Raw genomic sequence first — 23,811 nt, forward strand, 5'->3', positions numbered from 1 at the left:
ATCTCTTGGCCCACGTCTCTCCGCTCGGATGGGAGCACATCAATCTCACCGGAGAATATCGCTGGCCAAAGCCTTAACGTAGGATTTCGCCCCCTCCCGCAAACGACCCCATGAAGGGCAGTGGGATGCAAGCTGGCAAGCCGCAGGCACACTGTTCAAGGCAAAGATCACCCCGGCGCAGTGGGCCACTACGATCCAGTCTGTACGACAACCGTTGGGACGCCCGTCATCACGCACTTTCCAAAGCGTGATGCAGACAAAAACGCTGCCGGGCGCGCCAGCGGGTGACTATCAGATCATTCAGTTCCAGACGCGTTTCGCTAACAAACCCAACGCGGTTGAAACCGTCGTACTTTCGCGTGAACAGGCATATTGGCGCGTTAGCGGATATTTCATCCGCTAACTTCCGTGCTGCTTGCCGTTGTTCAACAAAGAAACAGCGGCTTGCCCTCAGGCAAGATCACGCTACCCAGACGTTCTTCTACTGTTCATGCTAAACGTTGTTTAGCGTACTTTCCACACGATGGCCTCCGTTAGATTCTAATGGTGTTGTATTTGTGTAGACAAATGTCTATCTTCTCTGCATGAAGATTGCGGGTTTCGGCTGGGATGACGGCAACTGGCCGAAATGTGGCAAGCATGGGGTCTCCCGTGCGGAAATCGAGCAGGTCCTGCTGGGAGAACCTGCCGTCATGGCTGATCCTTATCCCGGTGAACCCCGGATGCGGGCCATTGGCAGGACTGAAGCCGGACGTTACGTTTTTCTGGTCTTCATGTTCAGGACAATCAGCAACCAGACCAGGTTACGTCCCATCAGTGCCCGTTACATGCATCAGAAGGAGATCGACCATTATGAGCAGCAAAAATAGGTCCATGCCCTCGCTGCATAGTGACGAAGCGGCCGAGGATTTCGTCGCGACAGCCGATCTGACCCGGTATGACCTGTCTGGCTTCAAGCCCATGCGCTTTGAGATCGAGCCCAAGGCGGCCGCCCTCAATATGCGCCTGCCGGCGTCCTTGTTGGATGCCGTGAAAGCCAGGGCGAAGGCAAAGGGCATCCCTTACACACGCTATGTCCGGATGCTGCTGGAAACCGATGTCGCACAGGCGCGGTAAAGCGTATTCCGACCAGAACAGAGGAGATCGGGCGATGTAGGTACGCTCGGAAATCACTCCGCGCGTCATGGAGGGAAAGCTCCCCATGTCTCGCACCTATCATCACAGCCGCAAACACGGTCGAGATCATCGCTGGGCCAACCGGCCGGATCGCTGTGGTTATGGAGGCTCACGTGATGCCTCTGAATCCCCCAACTGGTACAGCCATCTGCACGATATCCGTCCTGGCCGTCATCATGACAGGCATATTGCCCGCCTGGTCATCAAGGGCGACCTTGATCCTGTCGAGGCGGTCTTTCCGTATACCGGAACCCGGCGGCCCCACGAATATTACTGGTAACCTCAGCGCGGGAATGAGAGATCGTTCCCGCGTTCTGTTTCCGTCTGGATTTTTAGGCCAGTTTGGACCTGCGTCCACGTTTTTTCTCCGGTACGTGCATGACCGGCACCTGATCTTCAGCAGTGGGGCCTATAACATCAGGTGTGGTCCTGACGGCCCGCCCCAGCCCGATTTCCTGGGCCAGGGCAGAGCGTCGGGCCGCATAGTCAGGAGCCACCATCGGGTAGCTTTCAGGCAAGCCCCATTTCTCCCGATACTGTTTTGGTGTCATGCCATAGGCGGACTGGAGATGCCGCTTGAGCACCTTCAGCTTTTTCCCGTCCTCCAGGCAGATAATGTAATCCGGAAAGACCGATTTCTTCACAGGCACGGCCGGCACCAGATCCGGTATTCCGGTCGTCGTCTGTCCCAGGCTATCGAGCGCCTGAAACACTGTGCCGATGAGGCCGGGCAGGGTGTCGACTGGAACTGTGTTGCTGCTGACATACGCCGTGACAATCCGGGTCGTCAGTTCCCGCAGCGTGTCCGTTTCGGATGATCGTGTCTCGTGGTCAGTCATGGTCGTTTCCGCCTGTTGTCCTGTCATGTTCCCGGTTCCTGTCGAAGGCATGAAGCCCCGCGCGTCTCCATCGTGATTTCAGGTCGTCTGGAGTCGTATCATTGCCACCCTGAAGTTGCGTCGCAATATCGAGGAAGGCCCCGAGCATAGTGGCGCGGTCATCGTCGGTCAGATCGACCAGTCCCGCCTTCTGGACCAGGCCTCCCAGTTCGATCAGATGATGGGTGCGTTCCCGTCGCGCCTTCGCCCAGTCGCGCATGTCGGTGCGTGCCTTTCGTGCCTGATGGCGATGGATCAGGGCCGCCTGCTTCCTGATCCGTCTTTCAAGCGCCAGAAGCTCCATTCTGATCGTTTCCGGTTCCTTTCCGGCTGCCCTTTTTTCCCCCGGCCTGAAAGAACGCCGTCCCCCGTTCGGTCCACCTCGCGACGGCTTCGGGTTTGCCGTCCGCCTGTTCGACAGCCGCAAGCAGTACCCCGGCCAGCGCCTCGATCGACAGGGTATCGGCTCCCGTCGCCTCGACCAGTTCGCCGAGCTGGATGGTCCGTTGCGCCTTAAGCTGCTTCGCCTTTTCCTGAAGCGCCTTCAGTTCCGCATCAATGTCCCGTGGCTTACGCATTTTCGGCCTCTTGTCCTGCTGATCTGTGCCATACTCTACCACACAGGCGAGAACCGCGTCACTCATCCAGAATGATCAATCCCTGTGGCGCAGTAAAATGTGAGTGCGCGCTTATACGTCACTGTGTGACGTGCGCTTAAGTCGTGTGATAAGATCACGTCCATGGCGATCTATCACCTGCATGCAAAGATCATCAGCCGCGCCACCGGCCGGAGCGCCGTGGCGGCGGCGGCCTATCGCGCGGCGTCCCGCCTGCATGATGTGCGGCTGGATCGCGACCATGACTTCTCCAACAAGAGCGGCGTGGTGCATTCCGAGATCCTGCTGCCCGATGGTGCGCCGGAGCGGTTTCTCGATCGGTCTGTTCTGTGGAACGAGGTCGAGGCGATCGAGAAGCGCAAGGATGCCCAGCTTGCCCGCGAGGTGGAGTTTTCAATCCCGCGCGAAATGACCCAGGCGCAGGGGATCGCGCTGGCACGGGATTTTGTGCGGGAGCAGTTCGTGGAACGCGGCATGGTGGCCGATCTCAATGTACATTGGGATATTGGTGAGGACGGACAGGCGAAGCCCCATGCCCATGTGATGCTGTCCACGCGGTCTGTCGATGAGAACGGGTTTGGTGCAAAAGAGCGGTCGTGGAATGACAAGGAACTCCTGCTGACATGGCGGGAGCGATGGGCGTCACTTGCCAATGAACGGCTGGCCGAGCTGGACCTGGACGTGCGGATCGATCATCGGTCGTTCGCGGCACAGGGGATCGACCTTGAGCCGCAGAACAAAATAGGTCCGGCCGGGATGCGCCGGGAAGAGCGGGGCGAGGATGCGGAACGGGTCGCTGATCATCTGGAGATCGCGCGACGCAATGGGGAAAGGTTGCTGGCCGAGCCGCATGTGGCGCTGGAGGCGCTGACCCGGCAGCAGAGCACATTTACCCGGCAGGATCTGGCGCGGTTCGTGGACCGGCAGACGGTGGACGCTGAACAGTTTACGGCCGTCATGGTTCGGGTGGAGGCATGTCCGGAGCTGGTGGCACTCGGGAAAGACGGGCACGGGCGGGAGCGGTTCTCCACGCGCGCGATGATCGGGGTCGAGCAGCGTCTGGAAGAAGCGTCGCTCGCGATGGGGCAGTCCCAGGGGCATACGGTGCCGCTGGCGGTGCGTCGGGCAGCGATGCAGCATTCCGGTCTTGGGGACGAGCAGGCGCTGGCGGTGGGCGAGGTCACGAAGTCCCGCGACCTGTCCGTGGTGGTTGGGTATGCCGGGACGGGGAAGAGCACCATGCTGGGTGTGGCCCGTGCGGCATGGGAAGAGGCCGGGTACCGGGTGCGCGGGGCGGCGCTGTCGGGGATCGCGGCGGAAGGGCTGGAAGCGGGGTCCGGGATTGAGAGCCGGACGCTGGCGTCCCTGGAGCGAGCGTGGGAGCGTGGGTTCGACCTGCTGGAGCGCGGGGACGTGCTGGTGGTGGACGAGGCCGGCATGGTGGGGTCACGGCAGATGGAGCGGGTTCTGTCTGTCGCCCGCGAAGCCGGGGCCAAGGTGGTGCTGGTGGGTGATCCCGAGCAGTTGCAGGCGATTGAGGCGGGTGGTGCGTTCCGGGCGGTGGCCGAGCGGGTCGGGTCGGTGGAAATCACCACCGTACGCCGGCAGCGTGAAGGCTGGCAGCAGGCGGCCACGAAGGAGCTTGCGACGGGGCGGACGGGTGAGGCGCTGGGACGCTATGAGGCGGCCGGCCTGGTACGCGGGCATGACACGCTGGAAGAGGCGCGGGCCGGGGTGGTGGCCGGGTGGGATGAAGCCCGTCAGGCCGCGCCAGAGGACAGTCAGATCATGCTGGCGCACCGGCGTGTCGATGTGCGGGCACTGAACGAGGCGGCACGCGCCATCCGGCGGGAGGCGGGTGAGCTGGATGCTGATGTCGAACTGTCGGTGATGACGGTTCAGGGGGAGAGGCGTTTTGCGCATGAGGACAGGGTGTATTTCCTGCGTAATGACCGGGACCTAGGGGTGAAGAACGGCACGCTGGGCACGGTGCGTGGGCTGTATGGCATGGATGAGGACCGGATCATGCTTTCTGTGCAGCTTGATGGTCCTGATGGCATTGGGACCGGACGGGTCGTGTCGGTGCGGATGTGGGAGTATGACGCGCTGGATCATGGTTATGCGGCCACCATCCATAAATCGCAGGGTGTGACGGTGGATCGGGCGCATGTGCTGGCGACGGGGAGTATGGACCGGCATGGGGCCTATGTGGCGCTGTCGCGGCATCGGGAGAGCGTGTCTGTCCATTGGGGCCGGGATGATGTGGGGGACCGGGACGGGCTGGTGCGGCGGCTGTCGCGCGAGCGGCTGAAGGATACCACGCTGGATTACCCGCATGTCCGGGATCGGGATGCCGGGTTTGCGCGGCGGCGCGGGCTGTCTGTTCCCGAGGGCGAGATCGTGGTGGAGCGTGAACAAGACGCCTCTGGCCCCCGGCAGGACAGGCAGGCCGAAGGTGTGCCTATGCCAGAGCCTGCGTCGGCACAGCAGAAACGCGGGATGTTCGATGGACTGGACCTGTCCGTGCGGCCGGGGCGTCGCACGGTGGAAAAAGACGTGTCGGCCGGGATGGAGGCTGAGGCCGGAAAGGGGAAGAGTGAGGTTGAGCGTGAGGTTCCTGTCTCTCCCTTTGCGGGTTTGAGGCTACCGCGTGTGCAGCGCGAGCAGGTGCCGGCCGGGCTGGACGAGTTTGTACCGGGGAGTGACCCGCTGCATCAGGCGGTGGAGCGGTATGCGCGGGCCTGGGTGGATGCCGAGCGCATGGTGCGTCAGGAGCTGCCGGTGCTGGAGCATCAGAAGAAGGCGCTTTTTGAAGCCGGGCGGGATCTGGAGCGGGTCCGGCGTGGGGGTGAGGCGGATCTGCGCGCGGCGTTGGAGCATCAGCCGGAGATCCGGCAGGCCCTGCATGGTCTGGAAGGGCCGGCGAGGGCGCGCAAGCTAATCGAGGGGCTGGAGCATGAGGACAGGGTGCGGAAGAGTCCGGAATTGCGGGCAGCGCGTTTTGTGAAGACGTGGGACGGGCTGAGCCGGGAGCAGCAGGGTGTGGCGCTGAAGGAGCTGAAGCGGGATGCGCAGCTTGAGTCCATCCTGCGGGAGAAAAGCCGCGAGCTGGGTATTAGGAAGGGATCGACGCTCGATCATGGGTTGCATCCCCATCAGCGGGAGCAGGCCCTCTCACGCTCCAGGTCGCGCGGTATGGATATGGGGATGTAATCTGCTTGAGAGAGGAGATGTTGATGTGTATAATTTTCACTGGAGATACACATCATGCGAACCAACATCATTATTGACGATACCCTCATGACAGATGCGCTGAAGGCGTCTGGCGTCAAAACCAAGAAAGAAGCCGTCGAACTCGGATTGCGGACGCTGATCAAGTTGAATCAGCAGCGGCAACTGCGTTCCATGAAGGGCAGGCTGGAGTGGCGGGGTGATCTCGACGCCATGCGTTCCGACGTATGATTCTGGTCGATTCCTCGGTCTGGATCGATTTTTTCAGAGGTACGGTGACGCCACAGGTTGATGCTCTGGACCGGTTGCTGGGAGAGGAACTGGTCGCCATTGGGGATCTGATGATGACGGAAGTTCTTCAGGGATTTGCGAGCGAACGGGATTTCAACAAGGCGCGGAGACTGCTTGGCGCTCTGGATCTGGTCGAGATCGGGGGGCGTGATGTCATGATCGAGGCGGCACGATATTTCCGTGACCTGCGTGCCAGAGGCATCACCATCCGGAAAACCATTGATACCCTGGTTGCCACACGGTGCATCGTAAGCGGGTATCGGCTCCTTTACAGTGACCGGGACTTTGATCCGTTCGTGACACATCTGGGGCTGGAACGGGTTGTCTGATTTTGGTGTGGTGACTGGAGAGGACATGCAGAAAAAAGAAGCGGCCGTTCGGCTGGGATCGCTTCTGGGGACCATCGGTCGTGAGGTCGGTGTGCGTGATCAGGATATCGCGGTCTTGCAGACCTGCGATCAGACCCCGGCCGAGGCAATGTCCTTCGAATGATCCTGCGGCTTGATACCAACGTGATCCTGGAGACGAGGAGGCCCGTCTCGGAGCCGCGTGTTCTGGCCAGCCACGATGTGTCGCCTTTCGAGGCGGCTGGTGTGCGGGTTTTCAATCTGTGGGGGGATATCTGATGTCCGAGACAGATCCGGCAGCGCGCGCGTTCGAGGATCTGTGCGCTGAAATGACGGTACTCCGGCGCAGCGTGGAAGCGTTGCCGCAGGCATGGCGGGACAATCGGCCTCCGGATTACACAGAGGATCTGGCCCGTGTCGTGAAGGCTATGAATGCAGTCGGTGCACGAATGGAGGCGATTGAGGCCAATCCGACGCTGAAGATGACGCCCCAGGCGTATGGGCAAGGGATTCGTCAGGCCGGGATTTCTGCCAGTCAGGAGATGCAGGCAGCGTTTCAGAAAGCGATCGGTGAGGTTCAGGGGGAACGTCAGGAACTTGCCCATATTATTGGGCAGTCCCGTCAGCAGGATTGTCAGAACTGGTGGCTGTTAGGGGTGGGTCTTGCCTGTCTTGTTGTAGGGATCGGGTTATCGCCTGTGCTGGCGTATCTCCTGCCTTCTTCTATCGGGACGCGGGTGGCCTCCTTTATTGTCGGGGAGAAAGATCGCTGGAACTCTGGGGCCATGATGATGGCAGTCAGCAATCCTGAAGGCTGGCAACGTGTACGTGAGGACAGCCAGTTGGTTGAGGCCAACAGAGACAGGATTACAACTTGTCAGAAAGCGGTATCGGGTCAGGAAAAAACTCAGAAATCCTGTGTCATCACTGTTCCGGCAGAGCAGGAATAGTTTTCAGGGGATAAAAGCCGACAGCAAAATATGACATGTCAAAGAAACCGGATTTCTTTGACGGATCATTCTGACGTGTTAGAAAAAACACATATTGCTACCACGTTAGGATGTCATGTTAACGCCAACCTATCTTATTCAGCCTTTGCCGCCTCAGGCGGAAATAGAAACGGTTCCGGTTCTCAGGGCTCTGGTCGAGGCTAATAAGGCTCTGGCGGAACTGAAGGGGCGGGCGGCAACCATCCCCAATCAGGGGATCCTGATTGATACGCTGGCTTTGCAGGAAGGGGTGACTACACGAAAGTGACGTATCTGCACGGTAAGGGCGAACGGATAGCGAACGTCACGCGGCGAGCAGGGATCGGACGGCGCGCAGCGGCCGCAAGGCATCCGGATCGGGCCGGTCTTCTACATTCCAGCTATAGTCGCCGGTCAGCGAGATATGCTCCCAGCCCAACGGCGCGACGTGGCGCGCGATTTCGTCGGGCGTGCCGATGTCCGCCAGCGCCACTTCAAGATAGCGGGTGTTCCACAAGATGATGGCGGCGACGAGCAGGTTGAGGCCGGATGCGCGATAGGTCTGGTTCTCGAACCGCCGATCACGCAGCTCGCCGAGCTGGTTGAAGAAGAGCGCGCGGGCGAGCGCGTTGCGGGCTTCGCCCTTATTGAGGCCCGCCTGGGTGCGCCGGCGCAGGTCGATGTCGCGCAACCAGTCGAGCATGAAGATCGAGCGTTCGAGACGGCCAAGCTCGCGCAACGCGAGGGCTAGTCCATTCTGTCGCGGATAGGCGGACAGGCGGCGTAGCATCGCTGAAGCGGTGCCGGTGCCGGTGCGGATCGATGTGGCGAACCGCAGCAGTTCGTCCCAATGCGCTGCGACATGACCCAATGCGATCGGTTCGCCCGTCATGCCGGCGAGCAAGGGGCCTGCTTCCTGGCCGGGAAGCAGGTGCAAACGACGTTCCTTGATGTCGCGCAGGCGTGGCGCGAAACGGTAGCCGAAGAAGGGCATGAGGCCGAACACATGGTCCGATGCCCCGCCTGTATCGGTGTAGTGCTCCTCGATTGTCAGGCCGGTCTGCTGATATAGCAAGCGATCCAGCACATAGGGAGCTTCGCCGGCGGTCGCCGCGATTACCCGGGTCGCGAAGGGGCCATATCGATCCGAGACATGGGTGTAGAAGGCAACGCCCGGTTCGTTGCCGCTGCGCGCGTTGATGTCGCCGATCGCGGCCCCGCGACCACCGGCATGAAATTGCTGTCCGTCGCTCGACGAGGTGGTGCCGTCTCCCCACAGCGCGGCGAGCGGCATGGCACGATGGTGTTGATTTTCACTGAGAACTGACCCGGGTAGGGCGGAAATTTTCATCGAGATTTGACCCATGCCTTCACACTCCCCGGCATCATCTGCTGGGGGGTTTTTGGAGTGATTGACATGGAGCTTCTGAGTGTGATCCGCCGGTGGCACTGCCGGGATCATCTTCCGATCCGCGAGATCGAACGCCGGACGGGACTGTCACGCAATACGATCCGGAAATATCTCCGGGCACAGAGTATTGAACCGCGGTTCCAGGTCCCCGAACGTCCCAGCCGACTGGACCCGTTTGCTGACAGGCTGAGGGGATGGCTGACCCATCACTGTCATATCCTCGAGACAGGAAATGACAGCTACAGGTTCCGCGCCAGCACCGCCGCGTCAAAAAACAGAAAGGACAGATCCTCTTCTTGACCGCCCGCCCGACTGTGCCTGAAATAGCATCTGGCTGGGTCAATTCCTGATGAAAAACCCGGGTCAGTTCTCAGTGAAAATCAACACCATGCCCTTCGAGCGAGGCCGGGATCCGACCAGGAACGCGGCGTCGATGTCGGCGAACGCGACGTGCGGATCGGCGGTGACGTCCACCCCTTCGAGCAGCGGGAAAGCGCAGTCCTCAAGCTCCATCACCACGCCCCAGACTGCCGGCAGCGCCTGCTCGAGGTCGAGGAGCTGAAGCCGGACCGGCTGGTCGGGGCCAAGTAGGTCGCCACACGCGATCCGGAATAGGAGCGCGTAGCAGATCTGGCCGGCGGCGCCGCTGATGGCGATGTGGACGGGAGGCTTGGCTGACATGGCGGAAGTCCTTGGGTGAAGCTTGGCTAGGAAGAGGGCGGGGGGAGCGGAGCGAGGATGGCGGCCCGCTCTCCGTCGTCAGGTTGTCTTGTCTCGGGAGGGGGCGCGTCGACCTATGTAGACGGCTCTTCTCCCGCTTAGATCGCCGGAGCCGGATACCGGATAGCCCGTCGGTTGTGGCATCGGCGGCGAACCGGTCGGACGCACAAGCGCCGCATCATGGTAGGCAGGCAGCAACCAACCGAACAGCAGTGGTCGCCCACGTGCGATCCAATAGTCCAGGCTGAGAAACCGACCAGCGCCATAGAAGAGCAGGACGGCCAGCATGATGACATAGGTCACGGTGAACTCGATCCCATTATTCAGGATGATCGGATCGCCAAGCTTGGTGATATAGTTGAAGCGGCCAGGGAAGTTCTGCGCAAGCCACTCCATGAAAGCCTGGAAGCGCAGGGTCGACTCCGCCGTCTTGCCCGCGATCGCAGCCCAGCCATGCGACCAATGAACCGACAGCCCGGCAACCGTCATGGTCACCATCAGCGGGATCGAGATCAGCCGCGTGAAGAGGCCAAGCGCGAGACAGATGCACCCGGCCGTTTCCGTCGCGGTGGCCAGCGTCGCCATGAGCAGCGGAGCCGGCATGTTGAGCCCGCCCTGGGCTGCGGGTGCCCCGAACCATTGTACCAGCGCGGAGAAGCCCGTCAGCTTGGCATGGGCACCTTCGTAGAAGATCGGCAGCAGATAGATCCGGATCGCAAGCAGCGGCAGGAAATCGAGCAGCTGGACACGGCGGAACGCGGTATCCAGCCAGCGGAAAATCATCATCGGAAAGTGTCCTTTTGATCGGCGAGAACAAGAAGCTGGTCGGCAAGGCCTTGTTCGACCCAGTCGGACACCAGCGGTGAGAGGGAGGGTTCGACGGCTTCGGCCAGCGCTCGCGATGTCATCGTCTCTTCCTGCTCCAGGCGATCCAGCAGCAGGCAGTCGCTGACGGTCAGCGGGCGGGTAAGGACATGATGCTCGCGCGTCCGGTACACCCCGTGCGGACGCAGTCGCGCGGGTGTGAGGCTGTCGTTCGCATCGATGAGCGCGGGATCGAACGGCAGCATGACCACGCGCAGCGTAGGATTGGCCGTGACCGGCCCAGCCGCGTCGGTGCTCCCTGCGGCATCGCCCGACAGCGCCGCCGGGTCGATTTCCACCTGGAGCAACACCCATTCATATTCGACAAGGGGCATCAGCGCGGGCGGCAGCACCGGCTGCCCTTGCGCGAACAGCACGAATTCGGTGGCGATCTGGTGGAATTGCGGCCGGCTCGCGGGATGCGCGGCGACGAAGGCATCCGCCGCCGCGGCCACCACGACCTCGCCCGCCATGCGTGCCACGGCGGGGAAACTGCAACGGATGGCGTCGGCGACGTTCTCGCGCAACAATTGCCCGTACAGGTCGCGGGGATCACGCCGCGCCCGGCCGGCAAGATCGGCGATCTCGATAAGCAGCCGGTCGGGCGCCGCCACGTCAGGCGAGCGCATGAGCCGGCTCCGCCATCGCGGCCTGCACCGCCGCCACCTCCTCCGCCAGCTCGTCGAGCGAGGGTACGAAATTATCGCGCTCCAGCAGCAGCGGCCGCGCCCCGTGATGCTGCCACACCGCCCGGCCAAGCGCGGTCACCGCATCGGCGACCGGCGTGCCGTGGGTGTCGAGCAACGTGCCGTCCTCCAGCTCCAGATGCCCGGCGATATGGTAATAAACGATCGCATCGGACGGCAGCGCGGTGACGAACGCCAGCGCATCCTCGTGATGGTTGTGCGCGTTCACATAAGCGTTGTTGATGTCCAGCAGGAGGCCACAGCCCGACCGTTCGACCAGCGCAGAGACGAACTCGGCCTCCGGCATCTGGTCCGGGAAGCCGTGATAATAGGAAATGTTCTCCAGCACGAGCCGGCGCCCGGTCGCATCCTGCACCTGGTCGATGCGATCGGCCAGGTAATCGAGGTTGGACGCCCGCCGGGGCACCGGCAGCAGATCGTAGAGATAGCCGGTCTCGTCGCGCGACAGGCTGAGGTGATCGCTGTACAGGGCGATGCCGTAATCGTCGAGGAAACGCCGGACATCGGCGAGGAAATCCCGGTTCAGCTGTCGCGGATCCGCGATCGACAGGCTCAGCCCGTGCGCCACCAGCGGATAAAGGTCGGCGAGGCGGTCCAACTGGTCGCGCTTGCGCCCGCCGATCCCCAGCCAGTTCTCCGGCGCGATCTCCAGGAAATCGATGTCCCGCCGCCGGGGCTGGTCGCACAAGGGCGCGACCAGTTCCGGACGAAGGCCCACGCCGCGGGCGGTGGCACTCAGCGGCCGCATACGCCCTCGGCCAGCCGGTCCTGGCTGGTCTGGGCGACCTTGTATCCCTTGCCGCTCAGGCCGCACTGGCCGTCGCGGGCGCGGACCAGCTGGCCGCTGGGATCCTGCTTCAGCTTGGTCTGGGCATAGATCTTTTCCGTGCCGCACTTGCCGCTGGCGCATTTGCCGCCGCCGTGCGCCGCCGGGCTGGCGGTGGTGGTCGCGGCGGGTGCGGCTTCTGCCGCCTGCGCCGCGCTGGCTGCCAGCGATGTGACGGCGATGCCGAGGATCAGTTCACGCTTCATGACAACAACTCCTTGGGGTCAGCGGGACAAGGGAAAACAGGACAGGTCGCGTCCCGCGGCGACCGGGCCGTGGTAGAAGCCGCGGATGATCTGGATGTTGTGATCCTTGTCGCGCAGCGACCGGCCCATGAAGTGGTCCAGCACCAGCATCCTGGGGTGCGTTGCCGCGGCGATCTTGCCCACCACGGTCGGCGGGGCGTGCAGGAAGCGCGAGGCGGCATCGGCATCGTCGTCGATCGCCGCCGGCATCATCAGGATGTCGGCACCGCGCGCGAAATCGAGGAACTCGCGCCGGCTGCCGTTCTGGTCGGCGGACAGCACGATCACCCCCTTGGGCGTGGCGATGCGAAAGGCCAGCGCGGGGACGTCGCCGTGGGGAATGCCCAGGGCAGTGATGGTCACGCCATCACCCCGCCATACCAGCGTCGGCACCGGCGTGGCGACATTGACGTCAAATGCATGGACGTCGAGCTTCAATCCCTCGCTGGCCGAGGACAGGCCCGACAGATAGGCGAACGAGCCATGACCCTTACCGAACTCGCGCTGGAAGAAGCCGGTCATGCTGGGGAAATTGGCGTTGCCCGTCGGGCCGACCAGCCTCACCGCATGGCTGTTCGCAAGGAAATAGCCGCCCTTCAGGATCGCGGGCAGATCGGCGCTGTGATCCGTGTGGAAATGCGAGATGCCGATGAAGTCGAGGTCCTCCAGCCGCGCGCCCGACTGGCCGTAGCGCAGATAGGTACCGCCGCCGGCATCGATCAGGATGCGCGCCTTGCCGTTGATCCAGATGATCGCCCCGGACGAAGCGCGCGCATCGTCGGAGATCGGCCCGCCCGAGCCGAGCAGTTGCAGCGCAACACCGCTTGTGCCGCATTGCGGGACCTCCTGCGCCATCGACGGCGATGCCATGGCAAAGGCGGCAGCCATGGGCAGGCTACGCAAGAGCTTTTTCATCAGAGGGATCCTTGATGCTCCGGGATTGGCATCGCCGAGCCGGGTTTTCACACCGGATACGGAGAGTTGCGCGGTCACGGCTGAGAGGGTTGAAACCATGACAAGGAGATGCCTCGGCCTATCAAATCAATCCAACCGTTTGGTCTGATAGTTTTGATCTCGTATTGGGATCGATTGGAGCGCTTGGAGCGCTTGGCCACCGTTTAGGCTGAACCCATCAGCCACCACCGTAGCAGTCCGGCCACCAAGCCGAGTGCGGCGACGCTCGCCAGCCAGATCGCGCCCAGCCACGCGAGACGCTGCCAGAGCGGCGCCTGCATCAGTGATACCCCTCGGCGGCAACCTTGCCGCGGAACACCCAATAGGCCCAGCCAGTATAGGCCAAAATCGTGGGAATGATGACGGCGGCGCCGACGAGCATGAACACTTGGCTCTGCGCGGGCGCGGCGGCCTGCCAGATCGTCAGGCTCTGCGGCACGATGTAAGGATACATGCTGACCCCGAGCCCGACGAACCCGAGCAGGAACAGCCCGAGCGCGAGCAGGAATGGCAGGCGCTCGCCGCCACGTGCCAGCGAGCGGAAGAACAGCACGGCGGTGACGAGTACAAGCAGCGGCACCTGCGCCGTCACAAACACGCCGGGGACCGCGAACCAGCGCCGCCAGTAGGCATAGCTGAGGAAGGGCGTGGCGGCGCTCACTGCAGCGAGCGCGACCAGCATGGCGATCGCCAACCAGAACGCCATGCGCCGGGCATGTGCCTGACCCGACGCTTCCGTTTTCCACACCAGCCAGCATGCGCCGAGCAGCGCATAGCCGACGAGCAGCGACGCGCCGGTGAGCAGCGAAAACGGTGATAGCCTGTCGAGCCAGCCACCGGCATAGGTCCAACCGCCCGCAGCAGCGTCGCTCCGCACCGAGATACCCTGAAGAATGGCGCCGAGCGCGATGCCCTGCGCTAGCGTCGCAACGACCGAGCCGATGGTGAACGCCGCGTCCCAGAGCGGGCGATGCGGCGCGTGCCGCCAGCGGAACTCGAACGCCACGCCGCGGAACACCAGCCCGAGCAGCATGGCGATAATGAGCGGGTAGGTCGCGGGCAGGATGATCGAATAGGCCAGCGGGAACGCTGCCAGGAGCCCACCACCACCCAGCACCAGCCAGGTCTCGTTGCCATCCCAAACGGGCGCGATGCTGTTCATCGCCGCATCCCGCTCCGGGCCGACCTTGAGAGTTGGAAACAGGATGCCGATGCCGAGATCAAACCCGTCCATCACCACGTAGGCGAAGATCGCGAATAGCTCGCCAGTCCGATCGAGAAGGCCGGGAAGATGAAATGGAACGACACCGTGAACGCAAACTGCGCACGGGCGAGCACGACGGGGTCGAGCGATTGGAGCATGGGACGATGTGTCCTCCTGACTTCCAGATAGGTTGCAGGCGGCGGCAAATCACTGCGTCGGCTGAGATCATTTTGATCGGCTGACGGAACGGATTGGGCTGCCGCCTCTCGTCGCCAGCAGATCGATACGATTATGTGATTGGAACAAGCGCCACAAACGGTTGGTGTGATCGACCCTCAAAGCCTATATCGTGGCTACAGGAGGCAACACAATGACGCTTGAGCAGCTTCGGATCTTTGTCGGCGTGGCGGAACGCGAGCACATGACGCGGGCCGCGGAGGCGCTCAACGTGACGCAGTCGGCTGCCTCTGGGGCGATCGCCGCGCTGGAGGGGCGCTACGGCGTCCCGCTGTTCCATCGCGTGGGCCGTGGCATCCAGCTGACTGAGGCAGGCCGCGCCTTCCTGGACGAGGCACGCTCCGTGCTCGGCCGCGCCGCGCATGCCGAGACGATGCTGGCCGACTATGCGGGGCTGGCGCGCGGCACGCTGAGGTTGGTCGCCAGCCAGACCATCGCCAGCTACTGGCTGCCACCGATCCTGGCGGCTTTCCATGAACGCCATCCGCAGATCGCGGTCGAGCTCGCGATCGACAACACGGAAGGCGCCGCTGCCCAGGTGCTGGATGGGGCCGCCGAATTAGGTTTCGTGGAAGGCGTAATCGACGAGCCCGCCTTGGCCGACTGGATCGTGGGGCAGGATCCGATGGTCTTGGTTAGCCGAGCGGACGTGGCCCAAGTCGACGAGGCGTGGCTCCGTGCCGCACGCTGGATCGTACGCGAGCAGGGCTCGGGCACGCGCTCCAGCTTCGAGGAGGTGCTACGTGGCCGTGGCGTCGATCCAGCAAGTCTCGATGTGACGATGACCTTGCCCTCGAACGAGGCGGTGCGGACCGCGGTAGAGGCCGGGGCAGGGGTGGCGGCGCTCTCGCGCCTCGTCGTGGCGCCCGCACTCGCGGCCGGCACGCTCGCCGAGCTGCCGTTCGTCCTACCCGACCGTCCGTTCCACGCGCTTCGCCACAAGGAACGCTACCGCACCCGGGCAGCCGACGCGTTGACCGACCTCATCAAGGAGCAGGCGAGATGACGCCCGACGACACCGGAAACCTCCAAGAAGTGAGGCGCGGTTGGCGCCCTTTGGTGCAGCTCGAACACCCGCGGGAGATGATCCGCCAGTTCACCCCCAACTGGTTCGCCGCGACCATGGGCACTGGCATCCTGGCGCTCGCCCTGCCGCAGATGCCGGGCATCGGCCCGGCGGTGAAGCCGATCGGGGAGGCACTGTGGCTGTTCAACATCGGCCTCTTCATGCTTTTCAGCGGCCTTTACGGCGCGCGCTGGCTTCTGTTCGGGCATGAGGCCAAGCGCATCTTTGGCCACAACACCGTGTCCATGTTCATCGGCACGATCCCGATGGGGCTGGCGACGATCATCAACGGCTGCCTCGCCTTCGGCATCGCCCGCTTCGGACCCGGGATCGTAGGCGTGGCGCAGGTCCTGTGGTGGTTGGACGTGGCGATGTCGCTCGCCTGCGGCGTGCTGATCCCCTACCTCATGTTCACGCGCCACGAGCACAACTTGGATGGTATGACCGCAGTGTGGCTACTGCCGGTGGTCGCGGCCGAGGTCGCCGGCGCCAGTGGCGGGCTGCTCGCGCCGCACCTGGTGGGCGCACACATGCAGATGGTGGTGCTCGCCACCTCCTACGTGCTGTGGGCCTATTCAGTGCCGGTGGCGTTCGGCATCCTCGCCATCCTGATCCTGCGCATGGCGCTGCACAAGCTGCCGCACGAGAGCATGGCGGCTTCCTCTTGGCTGGCGTTAGGACCCATCGGGACCGGTGCGCTCGGCATGCTGGTGCTGGGCGGCGATGCGCCCGCGATCCTGGCGGCAAACGGTCTGGGGCTGGTCGGCGCCGTGGCGCAGGGCCTTGGCACTGTGGCGGGGCTGCTGTTGTGGGGCTTCGGCCTGTGGTGGCTGCTGCTCGCGACGCTGATCACGATCCGCTACTGGCGGGCGGGCGTGCCGTTCAACCTCGGCTGGTGGGGCTATACTTTCCCGCTCGGCGTCTACACGGTCGCGACCTTCCGGCTCGGCACGACGCTGCACCTCGTCTTCTTCGGCGTGACCGGGACGGTGCTGACGGTGGCGCTCGCGGCGATGTGGCTGCTGGTGGGCGCTAAGACGCTGTCGGGGGCCTGGGCTGGCCGGCTATTCGTCTCGCCCTGTATCGCCACCCCGCGCTGAACCGCTCGCTTGAAGGGATCGGAACGATATGTGACGACCCTCGATATGGAAGCCGTCTTAGCCCCGCTGCAGTTGACCATTGCGTAGATGCCGAGCGGCTTTCCTGTACCGATCTCGAATGCCCCTGATCACCCCCCGACTTGACCAACACCGACGACAAGCTCTGCGGAAGAATGACTTTTTTCGAAGGCGAGTACGACGGAGCGGCGCTTTGCGCACGAATTTAGGCAGAAGCTGATGTGAATATCAGCGATAGATGGCACTGAATTGCAGTGCTAATTGGCGCGCCAGGCTCGTATCGGAGCAGCTAGATGATACACTGGACGGCTACGTTTTTCGCAGGTCATGCTGCCAGTACTGACGTAACAGGTTGACGCCTGAGTGTCCGATAAACGGTTGGTCGCGAAATGGAAAACAGATCAGCCAGGTCGCTGATGGAATAGTCGCCCGTATCGTACATGCGACGAAGTTCCTTCTGCTGCCGATCGGACAGCTTGGGCTTTTTTCCGCGCAACTTGCCTTTGGCACGCGCAACCGCCATCCCTTCACGGGTCCGGAGCTTGATGAGGTCTGCCTCAAATTCGGCGAAGGTGGCGAGAATGTTGAAAAACAGTTTGCCCATTGGATCGGATGGGTCGTGGACACTGGCACCAAGTTGGAGCTTTACGCCACGGGCAGCCAGACTATCTCCGATAGCGCGCGCGTCAGGAACAGATCGAGCAAGCCGGTCGAGCTTTGGCACCACCAGTGTATCACCGCTGCGCACAGCCGCCAGCGCCTGGTCGAGCCCCGGCCGGTCTCGGTTCGTGCCGGTGAAGCCTTTGTCGGTGTAGATCCTATCAGCAGAAACGCCGAGCCTAAGCAACTCCTGTTTCTGGACTGCAATATCCTGTTTGTCTGTCGAGCAGCGGGCGTAGCCGATCAATATATGTGTCATATGGGCGAGTGTAACGTATAAAGCCCCATCACTGCAAAAAATATGGTACCATTCATATGAGACTCGGCAACCGGCTGTTTCCCGTGGGTTGCGTGACCGGTGGGAGCAAGTCCGTTCAACGACCCTCTATCGGACAGGGGCGATCACCATGGCAGATGATCGAGTGCCAGGAACCGACAGCACCGAGGTAGCAATGCGTGTGGCCGTGTTGCGACCATATCTGATTGATAACGTGCCGTTGACGAAAATTGCAGTGGATGCGGGCATCCCGATCCGCACAGTCCGGCGTTGGATTGCACGCTACCGCCTTTCCGGTCCCGCTGGTCTCATGCGTCCGACGCGACCTGATGCCGGTACGCGCACCTTTCCTAAGGAAATGGTCGAACTGATTGAGGGAATGGCACTTCTCAAGCCACAGTCATCTATTGCAACTATCCATCGGCGTATCGTTATGCTGGCCGCCGAGCAGGGATGGCGGAAACCATCCTATGGGAGCGTTCGGAGTATCGTGCGCGAAATCAATCCGGCAATACTGACCTTGGCACACGAAGGGAGTGCAGCCTTCCGGGACAAATATGAACTGGTGCATCGCCATCGGGCCTCTCGGCCCAATGCCACATGGCAGGCTGATCATACCCAGCTCGACATCCTGATCCTGGATGCTGGCGGTAAGGCAGTGCGGCCATGGCTGACGACGGTGATGGACGATTATTCGCGGGTGGTCGCCGGCTACATGGTGATGCTGGGCGCACCATCCGCGCTCAACACCTCACTCGCACTCCGGCAAGCGATTTGGCGCAAGGCCGATCCGATGTGGCCGGTATGCGGCATCCCCGACGTTCTGCACGTCGATCACGGATCGGACTTCACCAGCCTTCATCTCGAACAGGCATCGGCTGACCTTCACTTCCGTCTGATCTACTCAGGCGTTGCCCGTCCGCAAGGTCGGGGCAAGATCGAGCGGTTGTTCCGCACCATCAATACCGAGTTGCTGCCGGAGCTTCCGGGCAACCTGCGGAACGGGAAACCGTCCTCGCCACCTCGCTTGTCCCTCGCCGAACTAGACGCCACGATCGGGAATTACATCGTCTCAACGTACAATACTCGACCACATAGCACGATCGGGGTGGCCCCCGCCAAAGCGTGGTGTGGCGATGGATGGCTGCCCCGTATGCCCGAGACCGTGGATGAACTGGATACGCTACTGGTCATGGTTGCCAGGCCCCGCACGGTCCATCGGGACGGCATTCGTTTCGAAGGACTGCGATATTTTGATCCGACACTCGCAGCCTATGTCGGCGAGACCGTGATGATTCGTTACGATCCGCGCGATATGGGTGAGATCCGGGTTTTTCACCGCAATACCTTTCTCTGCCGGGCCGTGAGTGCAGACCATGCCGGGTACAGCATTACCCTGAAAGACATACAGACTGCCCGCATCGCCCATCGTCGGCATCTACGAAACCAGATTGCAGAAAGAAAGGCCTGTGTAGCAGACTTTTTTCCGTCTCCTGTCTTTCGTCCCACTCAGCCAGTGGTGCCGGTAACATTGTCCGGTAATGAAGCCAAAGGACGGCAGAAAGGGAGACGTCTGCGCATTTACAGCGAGGGGGACTGATGCGCACAGCACGGACTACCAGCTTTATCGCGACCCAGGAGCATCGTCGCTTCAGTGAGTTTGCAGATGCCGTTCGCAAACATCGCTATATTGGCCTATGTCATGGCCCTCCCGGGGTCGGGAAGACACTTTCCGCCCGTCGATACACCCATTGGCAAGTAGTTGGGAAAACCTTGGAGGAATGGGGACCGCGCGGATCGGACCAAGCAAAGGTCAATGCTCACCTCGCAAAATCCCGAGCCATTTTCTTTACCCCCACGGTCAGTTGCAGCGTGCAGGAGTTGAGACATGACGTGCCAGCACTTATTGCCTGTGCCGAGATCTGCATCGATGATCATGTACGCCCTCATGTCCAAGGCCAAGTGAGGATCATCGACCACACGACCCGCTATATTGAACTGCTAATCGTCGATGAGGCGGAGCGGTTGAGCGTGACGGCGCTGGAATGGTTGCGTGACCTGTTCGATCGACAAGGTATCAGTCTTATCTTCATCGGTATGCCCGGGATTGACAAACGAATGGCGCGCTACCCACAACTTTTCAGTCGGGTGGGCTTTTCCCATCATTATAGACCCCTCCAAGATCAGGAACTGACATTTGTGCTGACAAGGCGTTGGCGCGATCTTGGTCTTTCACTCGACGATGTTGATTTTACCGACGCTCAGGCGGTCGCCGCGATCGTGCGACTGACTGGGGGTAATTTCCGGCTGTTGCATCGTCTTTTTATCCAGATCGAACGCATCATGCGCCTCAACGAGCTGACCGTTATCACTGAAGATGTGGTCGAGGCTGCCCGTAGTACCCTTGTGATCGGTGTCACTTAGCACTGACAGTACCTGCCATCTATCGCTGATATCTACAGGCCCAGGCCCGTAAAATTGACGCTATTCTGGTGACGGAGCTGTCCCGCTGGGGACGCTCGACCATTGATCTCATCTCCACGCTTCAGGAGCTGGAGAGCTATCGTGTTTCCCTGATCGCCATGACGGGGATGATGTTCGATCTGACAACGCCACATGGACGGATGCTGGCGACGGTTCTGGCCGGGATAGCGGAGTTCGAGCGGGATCTGATCAGCGAGCGGGTGAAGTCCGGTCTGGCCGCTGCCAGGGCGCGCGGAAAGGTTCTCGGCCGACAGAAAGGAGAGCGGCCGAAGTCTGACCGTCTGGCTCCGAAGGTTCTGGCGCTAGTGGCTGAAAAGCGGAGTTATCGGTGGATCGCCCGTGATCTGGGAATCAGCAAGAACACTGTTGCTGCCATTGTGCAAAGGGAAAGATAACACGTCTTCATGTTTATATGTTAACACAAAAACATGATAACATTCTATGGGCGCTAACGGCATCGATCTGAGACATGAGAAATGTTTGGTTCGATTAAATCGTCGGGTTTTTTTTGAGGAAGATATTGAGTTATCAAAATAACATGGTAATTTGTTAATGTGTTAACACAGAAACATAGTGACATGAAAACAATCGCGATCATTAGTCAGAAGGGAGGCGCTGGGAAGACGACGCTTGCCCTACATTTGGCTACTAGTGCCAGTGCCGCTGGATACGTTTCTCTGATCCTTGATACCGATCCGCAGGCGACTGCAAGTTCATGGAAAGCGTGGCGGGGTGATATCGAGCCTGATGTGGTGGATTGTGCGGCTCACGCCTTGTTATCAAGAAAACTGGAACAAGCGTCCGAACTGGGCGCAGAACTATCGATAATAGATACTCCACCACATGCCGATATTATGGCGCGTGAGGCGTGTCGTGTCGCTGATTTCTTGTTAATTCCATGCAGACCACGTGCTTTCGATATGGACGCTGTTAGAACAACGGCGGAGCTTGTACGAGCCAGTGGCAAGCCTGCCTTCGTGATTTTTACTGCGGGTCCTCCTCGTGCGCCCCAAGTTTATAAGGAGGCGGCCGAGGTTGTGGCGCAGTTTGGTATCCCTGTTGCTCCTGTTGTTTTGCCCGAGCGTGCAGTTTTTCATCACAGCGTTGGTTCCGGTCGGACCGCGCAGGAAGCTGAGCCGGAAAGCAAGGCTGCTGCTGATATAGCACTGTTGTGGAATTGGGTATGTGATCAAGTTAACATGCCATCACACAAACAAGATGACACAAAAGCACGTTAGCAATTTTCTAAGTTAAGGATATACAGCATGAGTCGGTTTGCTGGTCTCAAAAAAGCGGTCGCGCCATCGGTTGTGGAACCGGCAGCGCAGACGGTGGTAGAGAAAGCCCGCCCACGTAATCCAAGAGAAGGTAAGCGGGCTGTGGTGGGGTATTTTTCCCCAGCAGTTAGTAAGGGATTACATCAACTTGCGCTTGATACCGATACAACTATTCAGGGTTTGATCGGGGAGGCCATTGATGACTTGATGCGTAAGCACGGTCGTCATCCTTTTGGAGAGCGCTGACTATCTATTTAGATAGATTATGCTTGTATATTTGTACAATCAGGGTTGGCCACGCTTAGCAAACCACGTCTCGCAGAATTTGATGAAATGCCGCTCAGGGTTCTTCGGAGCGATCTCGTTATCACCCAGCCACATGCGCCATTCTCTTTCGAGATGATGCACATCCCACCCTGGAGCGATGTTCCGAGCGTCCCCGTAAATATCAGGATCGAGCACACCCATCCAAGCCTCGGCTACTGGCTCGGCAGCTTTCATTGTGCCGCGATTGATGAATGTTACCATGTCTTTCTGAGGATCGAATTCGACACGGTAATCCGGTAGATGATCGCTTGCAGCGAGGTTCTTTATCATCTGTCGGAATAATTTTTCTGGGCTTTGAGAGCCTGATTTTTTCAGTAGGATCTCAAGAGAGGCTTTCCATACCGCTTGCTGACCGCAATGTTTGCGGGCGAGTTCATAAACGCGTCGTTCCAGCGGTTTGCGTAGCCGGAAATAATCACGATGCAGTGTCAGAACATCATTGCTCTTAATTGCGTTAAAGACCCAATCCGACAGCTTGATCTCGCAATGCAATAGGCGACCGTCGAGGCCAAGTTTGCGGCGGATGGATGAAGCGTCGATCAGGCCAAAACCGTCCACCTGTTCTTCGTCGCCTGTGACAATGTTAGTGCGGATACGTGTGCCTTCAAGGCGGTCGAGGGCTTCGATAAGGGCTTTGTAGTCCTTACCTGCCGTTCCGCGATTGGTGAAGATGAGTAAGTCACGGCTGCTGATCCGCACCCGTTGCGATACTTTCTCCCCGGCCTTTAGTTTTGCCATGATCTGCGAAATACAGTAAATCAGAATATCCTTATCGTAGATTGTAGCAAGGCCCTTCACGCTTGGCGTGATTTCCAGCCATTGCCCGTTATGTTCATAGCGACGAACGGAAGTCTCGGGTTTTTTCGACAGGGAATAGAACGGATGCTCCATTTGCGGCATCACGTCCTTAAGCACGGCATCTGCCACGTCGCAGATGAATAAGTCATGCTGCGGATGACGCTCCGGCAGGAGGGCCTCATGGACAACAGGCAGATTCGGGGTTTCAGATACCATGCCTAAAGTTCGGGGTTTTACATACCTGCGTCAAGTGATTCGGGGTTTTAAATACCGAAACCGAGATTCGGGGTTTTAAATACCGAGATTCGGGGTTTTAAATACCGAGATTCGGGGTTTTAAATACTAAACCGAGGAAAAACCCAGAAATTCCGTTTTTATATCAATGTGTTAAATGGATGCTAGAATCGCTTAACACAGAATCTAACACCTATTTAACACCCCCTCTAACCATCTGATCTGTGGATAACTCACAAACCTCAAAAATTTCCAATCAAATTCAACCCAAGCACCGCCTCTTGGGGGCTCCGCCCCCGCCGGCTCGCGGCCTACGGCCGCCCCGATCGCGCACAGCGCGATCTCCCACCCGGCATCCCCCTGCTCGCCCTTTCAGGGCTGCGCTAAGCAGACACGCCTACGGCGCGAAATCATAATCTGACGATGCGTGAACGCATCGTCTCTCCACCAGCACCTTCCTCTCCCGCGTCGGCGCCTTCGGCGCCCTACGGGGCTCCCGCTCCGCGCTCGCCCGACGCCTGCAACATCAGAAGAACCGGGCAAGACCGTAATCTGCTCAAGGCGCAGCAGAGTTCAGACGATCATTCAGCAGCTCACGTGTCGCAACATGCCCGCCAGACGCCACAGGATGGTCGTACAGGCGTTACCATGTGTGGTGGCTAGTTTGTCGGCGGCAACGGGTATTGCACCTTGTACGCCCATCCCAGATGGGGTTACCGCAATCATGGATGTACTCCAGCGAGAAATCCAAGGAGAACACTGTGGGGATGGAAAAAGGACCGTTAGAGGCCATCGTGTGGATGGTACGCTAAACAACGTTTGGCATGAACAATAAAGGAACGATCAGGCGGCACGAGCCTGTTTCGACAGATTGAGCGTCTTGCGGCCCGCAGA

General features: G+C 60.5%; 28 protein-coding genes and 9 pseudogenes. 22 read left to right on the forward strand and 15 right to left on the reverse strand.

Annotated features, from left to right (window positions below):
* Window positions 1-124: 124 nt before the first annotated feature.
* The 4 genes and pseudogenes from GVI59_RS16830 to GVI59_RS16845 all read left to right on the forward strand — a co-directional run.
* Window positions 125-403: pseudogene (locus GVI59_RS16830) on the forward strand (DUF4019 domain-containing protein); the annotation flags it as partial.
* Between the two features lie 181 nt (window positions 404-584).
* Entirely contained in the window at window positions 585-869 is a 285-nt protein-coding gene (locus tag GVI59_RS16835) for a BrnT family toxin (RefSeq protein WP_173575236.1), read from the forward strand.
* The gene (locus GVI59_RS16840; protein WP_029329814.1) at window positions 853-1,116 is read left to right on the forward strand and encodes a BrnA antitoxin family protein; all 264 of its coding nucleotides are present in this window, start codon (window positions 853-855) and stop codon (window positions 1,114-1,116) included. The genes GVI59_RS16835 and GVI59_RS16840 overlap by 17 nt, the downstream gene beginning before the upstream one ends.
* Before the next feature lie 85 nt (window positions 1,117-1,201).
* Window positions 1,202-1,456 carry a hypothetical protein gene (locus GVI59_RS16845; RefSeq protein ID WP_173575237.1) on the forward strand — a complete coding sequence of 85 codons (255 nt, stop codon included), beginning with the start codon at window positions 1,202-1,204 and terminating at the stop codon, window positions 1,454-1,456.
* A gap of 52 nt (window positions 1,457-1,508) precedes the next feature.
* Here the strand turns inward: GVI59_RS16845 and GVI59_RS16850 are convergent, their stop codons facing one another.
* The 3 genes from GVI59_RS16850 to GVI59_RS16860 all read right to left on the reverse strand — a co-directional run bounded on the left by GVI59_RS16850 (window position 1,509) and on the right by GVI59_RS16860 (window position 2,698).
* Window positions 1,509-2,015, reverse strand: a complete 507-nt coding sequence (locus GVI59_RS16850; protein WP_173575260.1) for a MucR family transcriptional regulator — start codon at window positions 2,013-2,015, stop codon at window positions 1,509-1,511.
* Entirely contained in the window at window positions 2,008-2,274 is a 267-nt protein-coding gene (locus GVI59_RS16855) for a conjugal transfer protein TraD (protein ID WP_173575259.1), read from the reverse strand. The genes GVI59_RS16850 and GVI59_RS16855 overlap by 8 nt, the downstream gene beginning before the upstream one ends.
* 64 nt (window positions 2,275-2,338) lie before the next feature.
* A complete protein-coding gene (locus tag GVI59_RS16860) occupies window positions 2,339-2,698 on the reverse strand; it encodes a conjugal transfer protein TraD (RefSeq protein ID WP_173575238.1) in 360 nt (119 codons plus the stop codon).
* 96 nt (window positions 2,699-2,794) lie between these two features.
* Here GVI59_RS16860 and traA point away from each other — a divergent pair, with 96 nt between their 5' ends.
* The 7 genes from traA to GVI59_RS16895 all read left to right on the forward strand — a co-directional run bounded on the left by traA (window position 2,795) and on the right by GVI59_RS16895 (window position 7,797).
* Window positions 2,795-5,884 (forward strand): Ti-type conjugative transfer relaxase TraA, encoded by a 3,090-nt coding sequence (gene traA / locus GVI59_RS16865; RefSeq protein ID WP_173575239.1) that lies wholly within the window; start codon window positions 2,795-2,797, stop codon window positions 5,882-5,884.
* A gap of 54 nt (window positions 5,885-5,938) precedes the next feature.
* The gene (locus GVI59_RS16870) at window positions 5,939-6,133 is read left to right on the forward strand and encodes a type II toxin-antitoxin system VapB family antitoxin (RefSeq protein ID WP_010516209.1); all 195 of its coding nucleotides are present in this window, start codon (window positions 5,939-5,941) and stop codon (window positions 6,131-6,133) included.
* Window positions 6,130-6,522 (forward strand): type II toxin-antitoxin system VapC family toxin, encoded by a 393-nt coding sequence (vapC, locus tag GVI59_RS16875; RefSeq protein ID WP_173575240.1) that lies wholly within the window; start codon window positions 6,130-6,132, stop codon window positions 6,520-6,522. The genes GVI59_RS16870 and vapC overlap by 4 nt, the downstream gene beginning before the upstream one ends.
* Window positions 6,523-6,547: 25 nt before the next feature.
* A complete protein-coding gene (locus tag GVI59_RS16880) occupies window positions 6,548-6,685 on the forward strand; it encodes a plasmid stabilization protein (protein WP_173575241.1) in 138 nt (45 codons plus the stop codon).
* A complete protein-coding gene (locus tag GVI59_RS16885; protein ID WP_173575242.1) occupies window positions 6,682-6,819 on the forward strand; it encodes a hypothetical protein in 138 nt (45 codons plus the stop codon). The genes GVI59_RS16880 and GVI59_RS16885 overlap by 4 nt, the downstream gene beginning before the upstream one ends.
* Window positions 6,819-7,490 carry a DUF6118 family protein gene (locus GVI59_RS16890; protein WP_173575243.1) on the forward strand — a complete coding sequence of 224 codons (672 nt, stop codon included), beginning with the start codon at window positions 6,819-6,821 and terminating at the stop codon, window positions 7,488-7,490. Before GVI59_RS16885 ends, GVI59_RS16890 begins: the two co-directional genes overlap by 1 nt.
* A gap of 115 nt (window positions 7,491-7,605) precedes the next feature.
* Window positions 7,606-7,797: a Fic/DOC family N-terminal domain-containing protein gene (locus tag GVI59_RS16895; RefSeq protein ID WP_173575244.1), complete on the forward strand. Its 192-nt coding sequence runs from the start codon at window positions 7,606-7,608 to the stop codon at window positions 7,795-7,797.
* A gap of 36 nt (window positions 7,798-7,833) precedes the next feature.
* On the opposite strand, the pseudogene GVI59_RS16900 reads toward GVI59_RS16895, so the two are convergent.
* A pseudogene (locus GVI59_RS16900) lies at window positions 7,834-8,811 on the reverse strand (Tn3 family transposase); the annotation flags it as partial.
* Between the two features lie 114 nt (window positions 8,812-8,925).
* Between GVI59_RS16900 and GVI59_RS16905 the strand changes: the two are divergent.
* Window positions 8,926-9,120, forward strand: a pseudogene (locus tag GVI59_RS16905) (IS21 family transposase); the annotation flags it as partial.
* Window positions 9,118-9,219: pseudogene (locus GVI59_RS18820) on the forward strand (ATP-binding protein); the annotation flags it as partial. The pseudogenes GVI59_RS16905 and GVI59_RS18820, both read left to right, overlap by 3 nt.
* 87 nt (window positions 9,220-9,306) lie before the next feature.
* On the opposite strand, the pseudogene GVI59_RS16910 reads toward GVI59_RS18820, so the two are convergent.
* The 9 genes and pseudogenes from GVI59_RS16910 to GVI59_RS16950 all read right to left on the reverse strand — a co-directional run.
* A pseudogene (locus GVI59_RS16910) lies at window positions 9,307-9,600 on the reverse strand (lactate/malate family dehydrogenase); the annotation flags it as partial.
* A 78-nt stretch (window positions 9,601-9,678) separates the two neighbouring features.
* A complete protein-coding gene (locus GVI59_RS16915) occupies window positions 9,679-10,425 on the reverse strand; it encodes an HvfX family Cu-binding RiPP maturation protein (RefSeq protein WP_173575246.1) in 747 nt (248 codons plus the stop codon).
* A complete protein-coding gene (locus GVI59_RS16920; RefSeq protein ID WP_173575247.1) occupies window positions 10,422-11,132 on the reverse strand; it encodes an HvfC/BufC family peptide modification chaperone in 711 nt (236 codons plus the stop codon). Before GVI59_RS16920 ends, GVI59_RS16915 begins: the two co-directional genes overlap by 4 nt.
* Entirely contained in the window at window positions 11,119-11,958 is an 840-nt protein-coding gene (locus tag GVI59_RS16925; RefSeq protein WP_173575248.1) for a DUF692 domain-containing protein, read from the reverse strand. The genes GVI59_RS16920 and GVI59_RS16925 overlap by 14 nt, the downstream gene beginning before the upstream one ends.
* Window positions 11,946-12,242 carry a hypothetical protein gene (locus tag GVI59_RS16930; RefSeq protein ID WP_061781379.1) on the reverse strand — a complete coding sequence of 99 codons (297 nt, stop codon included), beginning with the start codon at window positions 12,240-12,242 and terminating at the stop codon, window positions 11,946-11,948. The genes GVI59_RS16925 and GVI59_RS16930 overlap by 13 nt, the downstream gene beginning before the upstream one ends.
* Window positions 12,243-12,260: 18 nt before the next feature.
* Window positions 12,261-13,196 carry an MBL fold metallo-hydrolase gene (locus GVI59_RS16935; RefSeq protein WP_173575249.1) on the reverse strand — a complete coding sequence of 312 codons (936 nt, stop codon included), beginning with the start codon at window positions 13,194-13,196 and terminating at the stop codon, window positions 12,261-12,263.
* Window positions 13,197-13,399: 203 nt separating this feature from the next.
* On the reverse strand, window positions 13,400-13,516 hold the full coding sequence (locus GVI59_RS16940; protein ID WP_173575250.1) for a DUF2474 family protein: 117 nt from the start codon (window positions 13,514-13,516) through the stop codon (window positions 13,400-13,402).
* A complete protein-coding gene (cydB, locus tag GVI59_RS16945; protein ID WP_338422118.1) occupies window positions 13,516-14,487 on the reverse strand; it encodes a cytochrome d ubiquinol oxidase subunit II in 972 nt (323 codons plus the stop codon). The genes GVI59_RS16940 and cydB overlap by 1 nt, the downstream gene beginning before the upstream one ends.
* 5 nt (window positions 14,488-14,492) lie before the next feature.
* A pseudogene (locus tag GVI59_RS16950) lies at window positions 14,493-14,597 on the reverse strand (cytochrome ubiquinol oxidase subunit I); the annotation flags it as partial.
* A 212-nt stretch (window positions 14,598-14,809) separates the two neighbouring features.
* Between GVI59_RS16950 and GVI59_RS16955 the strand changes: the two are divergent.
* Window positions 14,810-15,682 (forward strand): LysR substrate-binding domain-containing protein, encoded by an 873-nt coding sequence (locus GVI59_RS16955; RefSeq protein ID WP_173575252.1) that lies wholly within the window; start codon window positions 14,810-14,812, stop codon window positions 15,680-15,682.
* Window positions 15,679-16,842 carry a TDT family transporter gene (locus GVI59_RS16960; protein ID WP_173575253.1) on the forward strand — a complete coding sequence of 388 codons (1,164 nt, stop codon included), beginning with the start codon at window positions 15,679-15,681 and terminating at the stop codon, window positions 16,840-16,842. Before GVI59_RS16955 ends, GVI59_RS16960 begins: the two co-directional genes overlap by 4 nt.
* 343 nt (window positions 16,843-17,185) lie before the next feature.
* Here GVI59_RS16960 and GVI59_RS16965 read toward each other — a convergent pair whose 3' ends face one another.
* Entirely contained in the window at window positions 17,186-17,779 is a 594-nt protein-coding gene (locus tag GVI59_RS16965) for a recombinase family protein (protein WP_062144550.1), read from the reverse strand.
* Between the two features lie 193 nt (window positions 17,780-17,972).
* On the opposite strand from GVI59_RS16965, the pseudogene GVI59_RS19480 reads away from it, so the two are divergent.
* From GVI59_RS19480 to GVI59_RS16990, 6 genes and pseudogenes are all read left to right on the forward strand, one after another.
* Window positions 17,973-18,659, forward strand: a pseudogene (locus tag GVI59_RS19480) (helix-turn-helix domain-containing protein); the annotation flags it as partial.
* A 333-nt stretch (window positions 18,660-18,992) separates the two neighbouring features.
* Window positions 18,993-19,397, forward strand: a pseudogene (locus GVI59_RS19485) (Mu transposase C-terminal domain-containing protein); the annotation flags it as partial.
* Window positions 19,397-20,221 (forward strand): AAA family ATPase, encoded by an 825-nt coding sequence (locus tag GVI59_RS16975; protein ID WP_070324343.1) that lies wholly within the window; start codon window positions 19,397-19,399, stop codon window positions 20,219-20,221. The pseudogene GVI59_RS19485 and the gene GVI59_RS16975, both read left to right, overlap by 1 nt.
* Before the next feature lie 38 nt (window positions 20,222-20,259).
* Window positions 20,260-20,676, forward strand: a pseudogene (locus tag GVI59_RS16980) (recombinase family protein); the annotation flags it as partial.
* 183 nt (window positions 20,677-20,859) lie between these two features.
* Window positions 20,860-21,519, forward strand: coding sequence for a ParA family partition ATPase (gene parA / locus GVI59_RS16985; RefSeq protein WP_173575255.1), 660 nt, complete (start codon window positions 20,860-20,862; stop codon window positions 21,517-21,519).
* Window positions 21,520-21,546: 27 nt separating this feature from the next.
* Entirely contained in the window at window positions 21,547-21,804 is a 258-nt protein-coding gene (locus GVI59_RS16990) for a ribbon-helix-helix domain-containing protein (RefSeq protein WP_173575256.1), read from the forward strand.
* Window positions 21,805-21,843: 39 nt separating this feature from the next.
* Here the strand turns inward: GVI59_RS16990 and GVI59_RS16995 are convergent, their stop codons facing one another.
* A complete protein-coding gene (locus GVI59_RS16995; protein WP_173575257.1) occupies window positions 21,844-22,899 on the reverse strand; it encodes a replication initiator protein A in 1,056 nt (351 codons plus the stop codon).
* A gap of 441 nt (window positions 22,900-23,340) precedes the next feature.
* Here GVI59_RS16995 and GVI59_RS17000 point away from each other — a divergent pair, with 441 nt between their 5' ends.
* A complete protein-coding gene (locus GVI59_RS17000; RefSeq protein ID WP_173575258.1) occupies window positions 23,341-23,580 on the forward strand; it encodes a hypothetical protein in 240 nt (79 codons plus the stop codon).
* The last annotated feature ends 231 nt before the right edge of the window (window positions 23,581-23,811 follow it).

The organism is Acetobacter sicerae (assembly GCF_011516765.1).
Classification (GTDB): domain Bacteria; phylum Pseudomonadota; class Alphaproteobacteria; order Acetobacterales; family Acetobacteraceae; genus Acetobacter; species Acetobacter sicerae.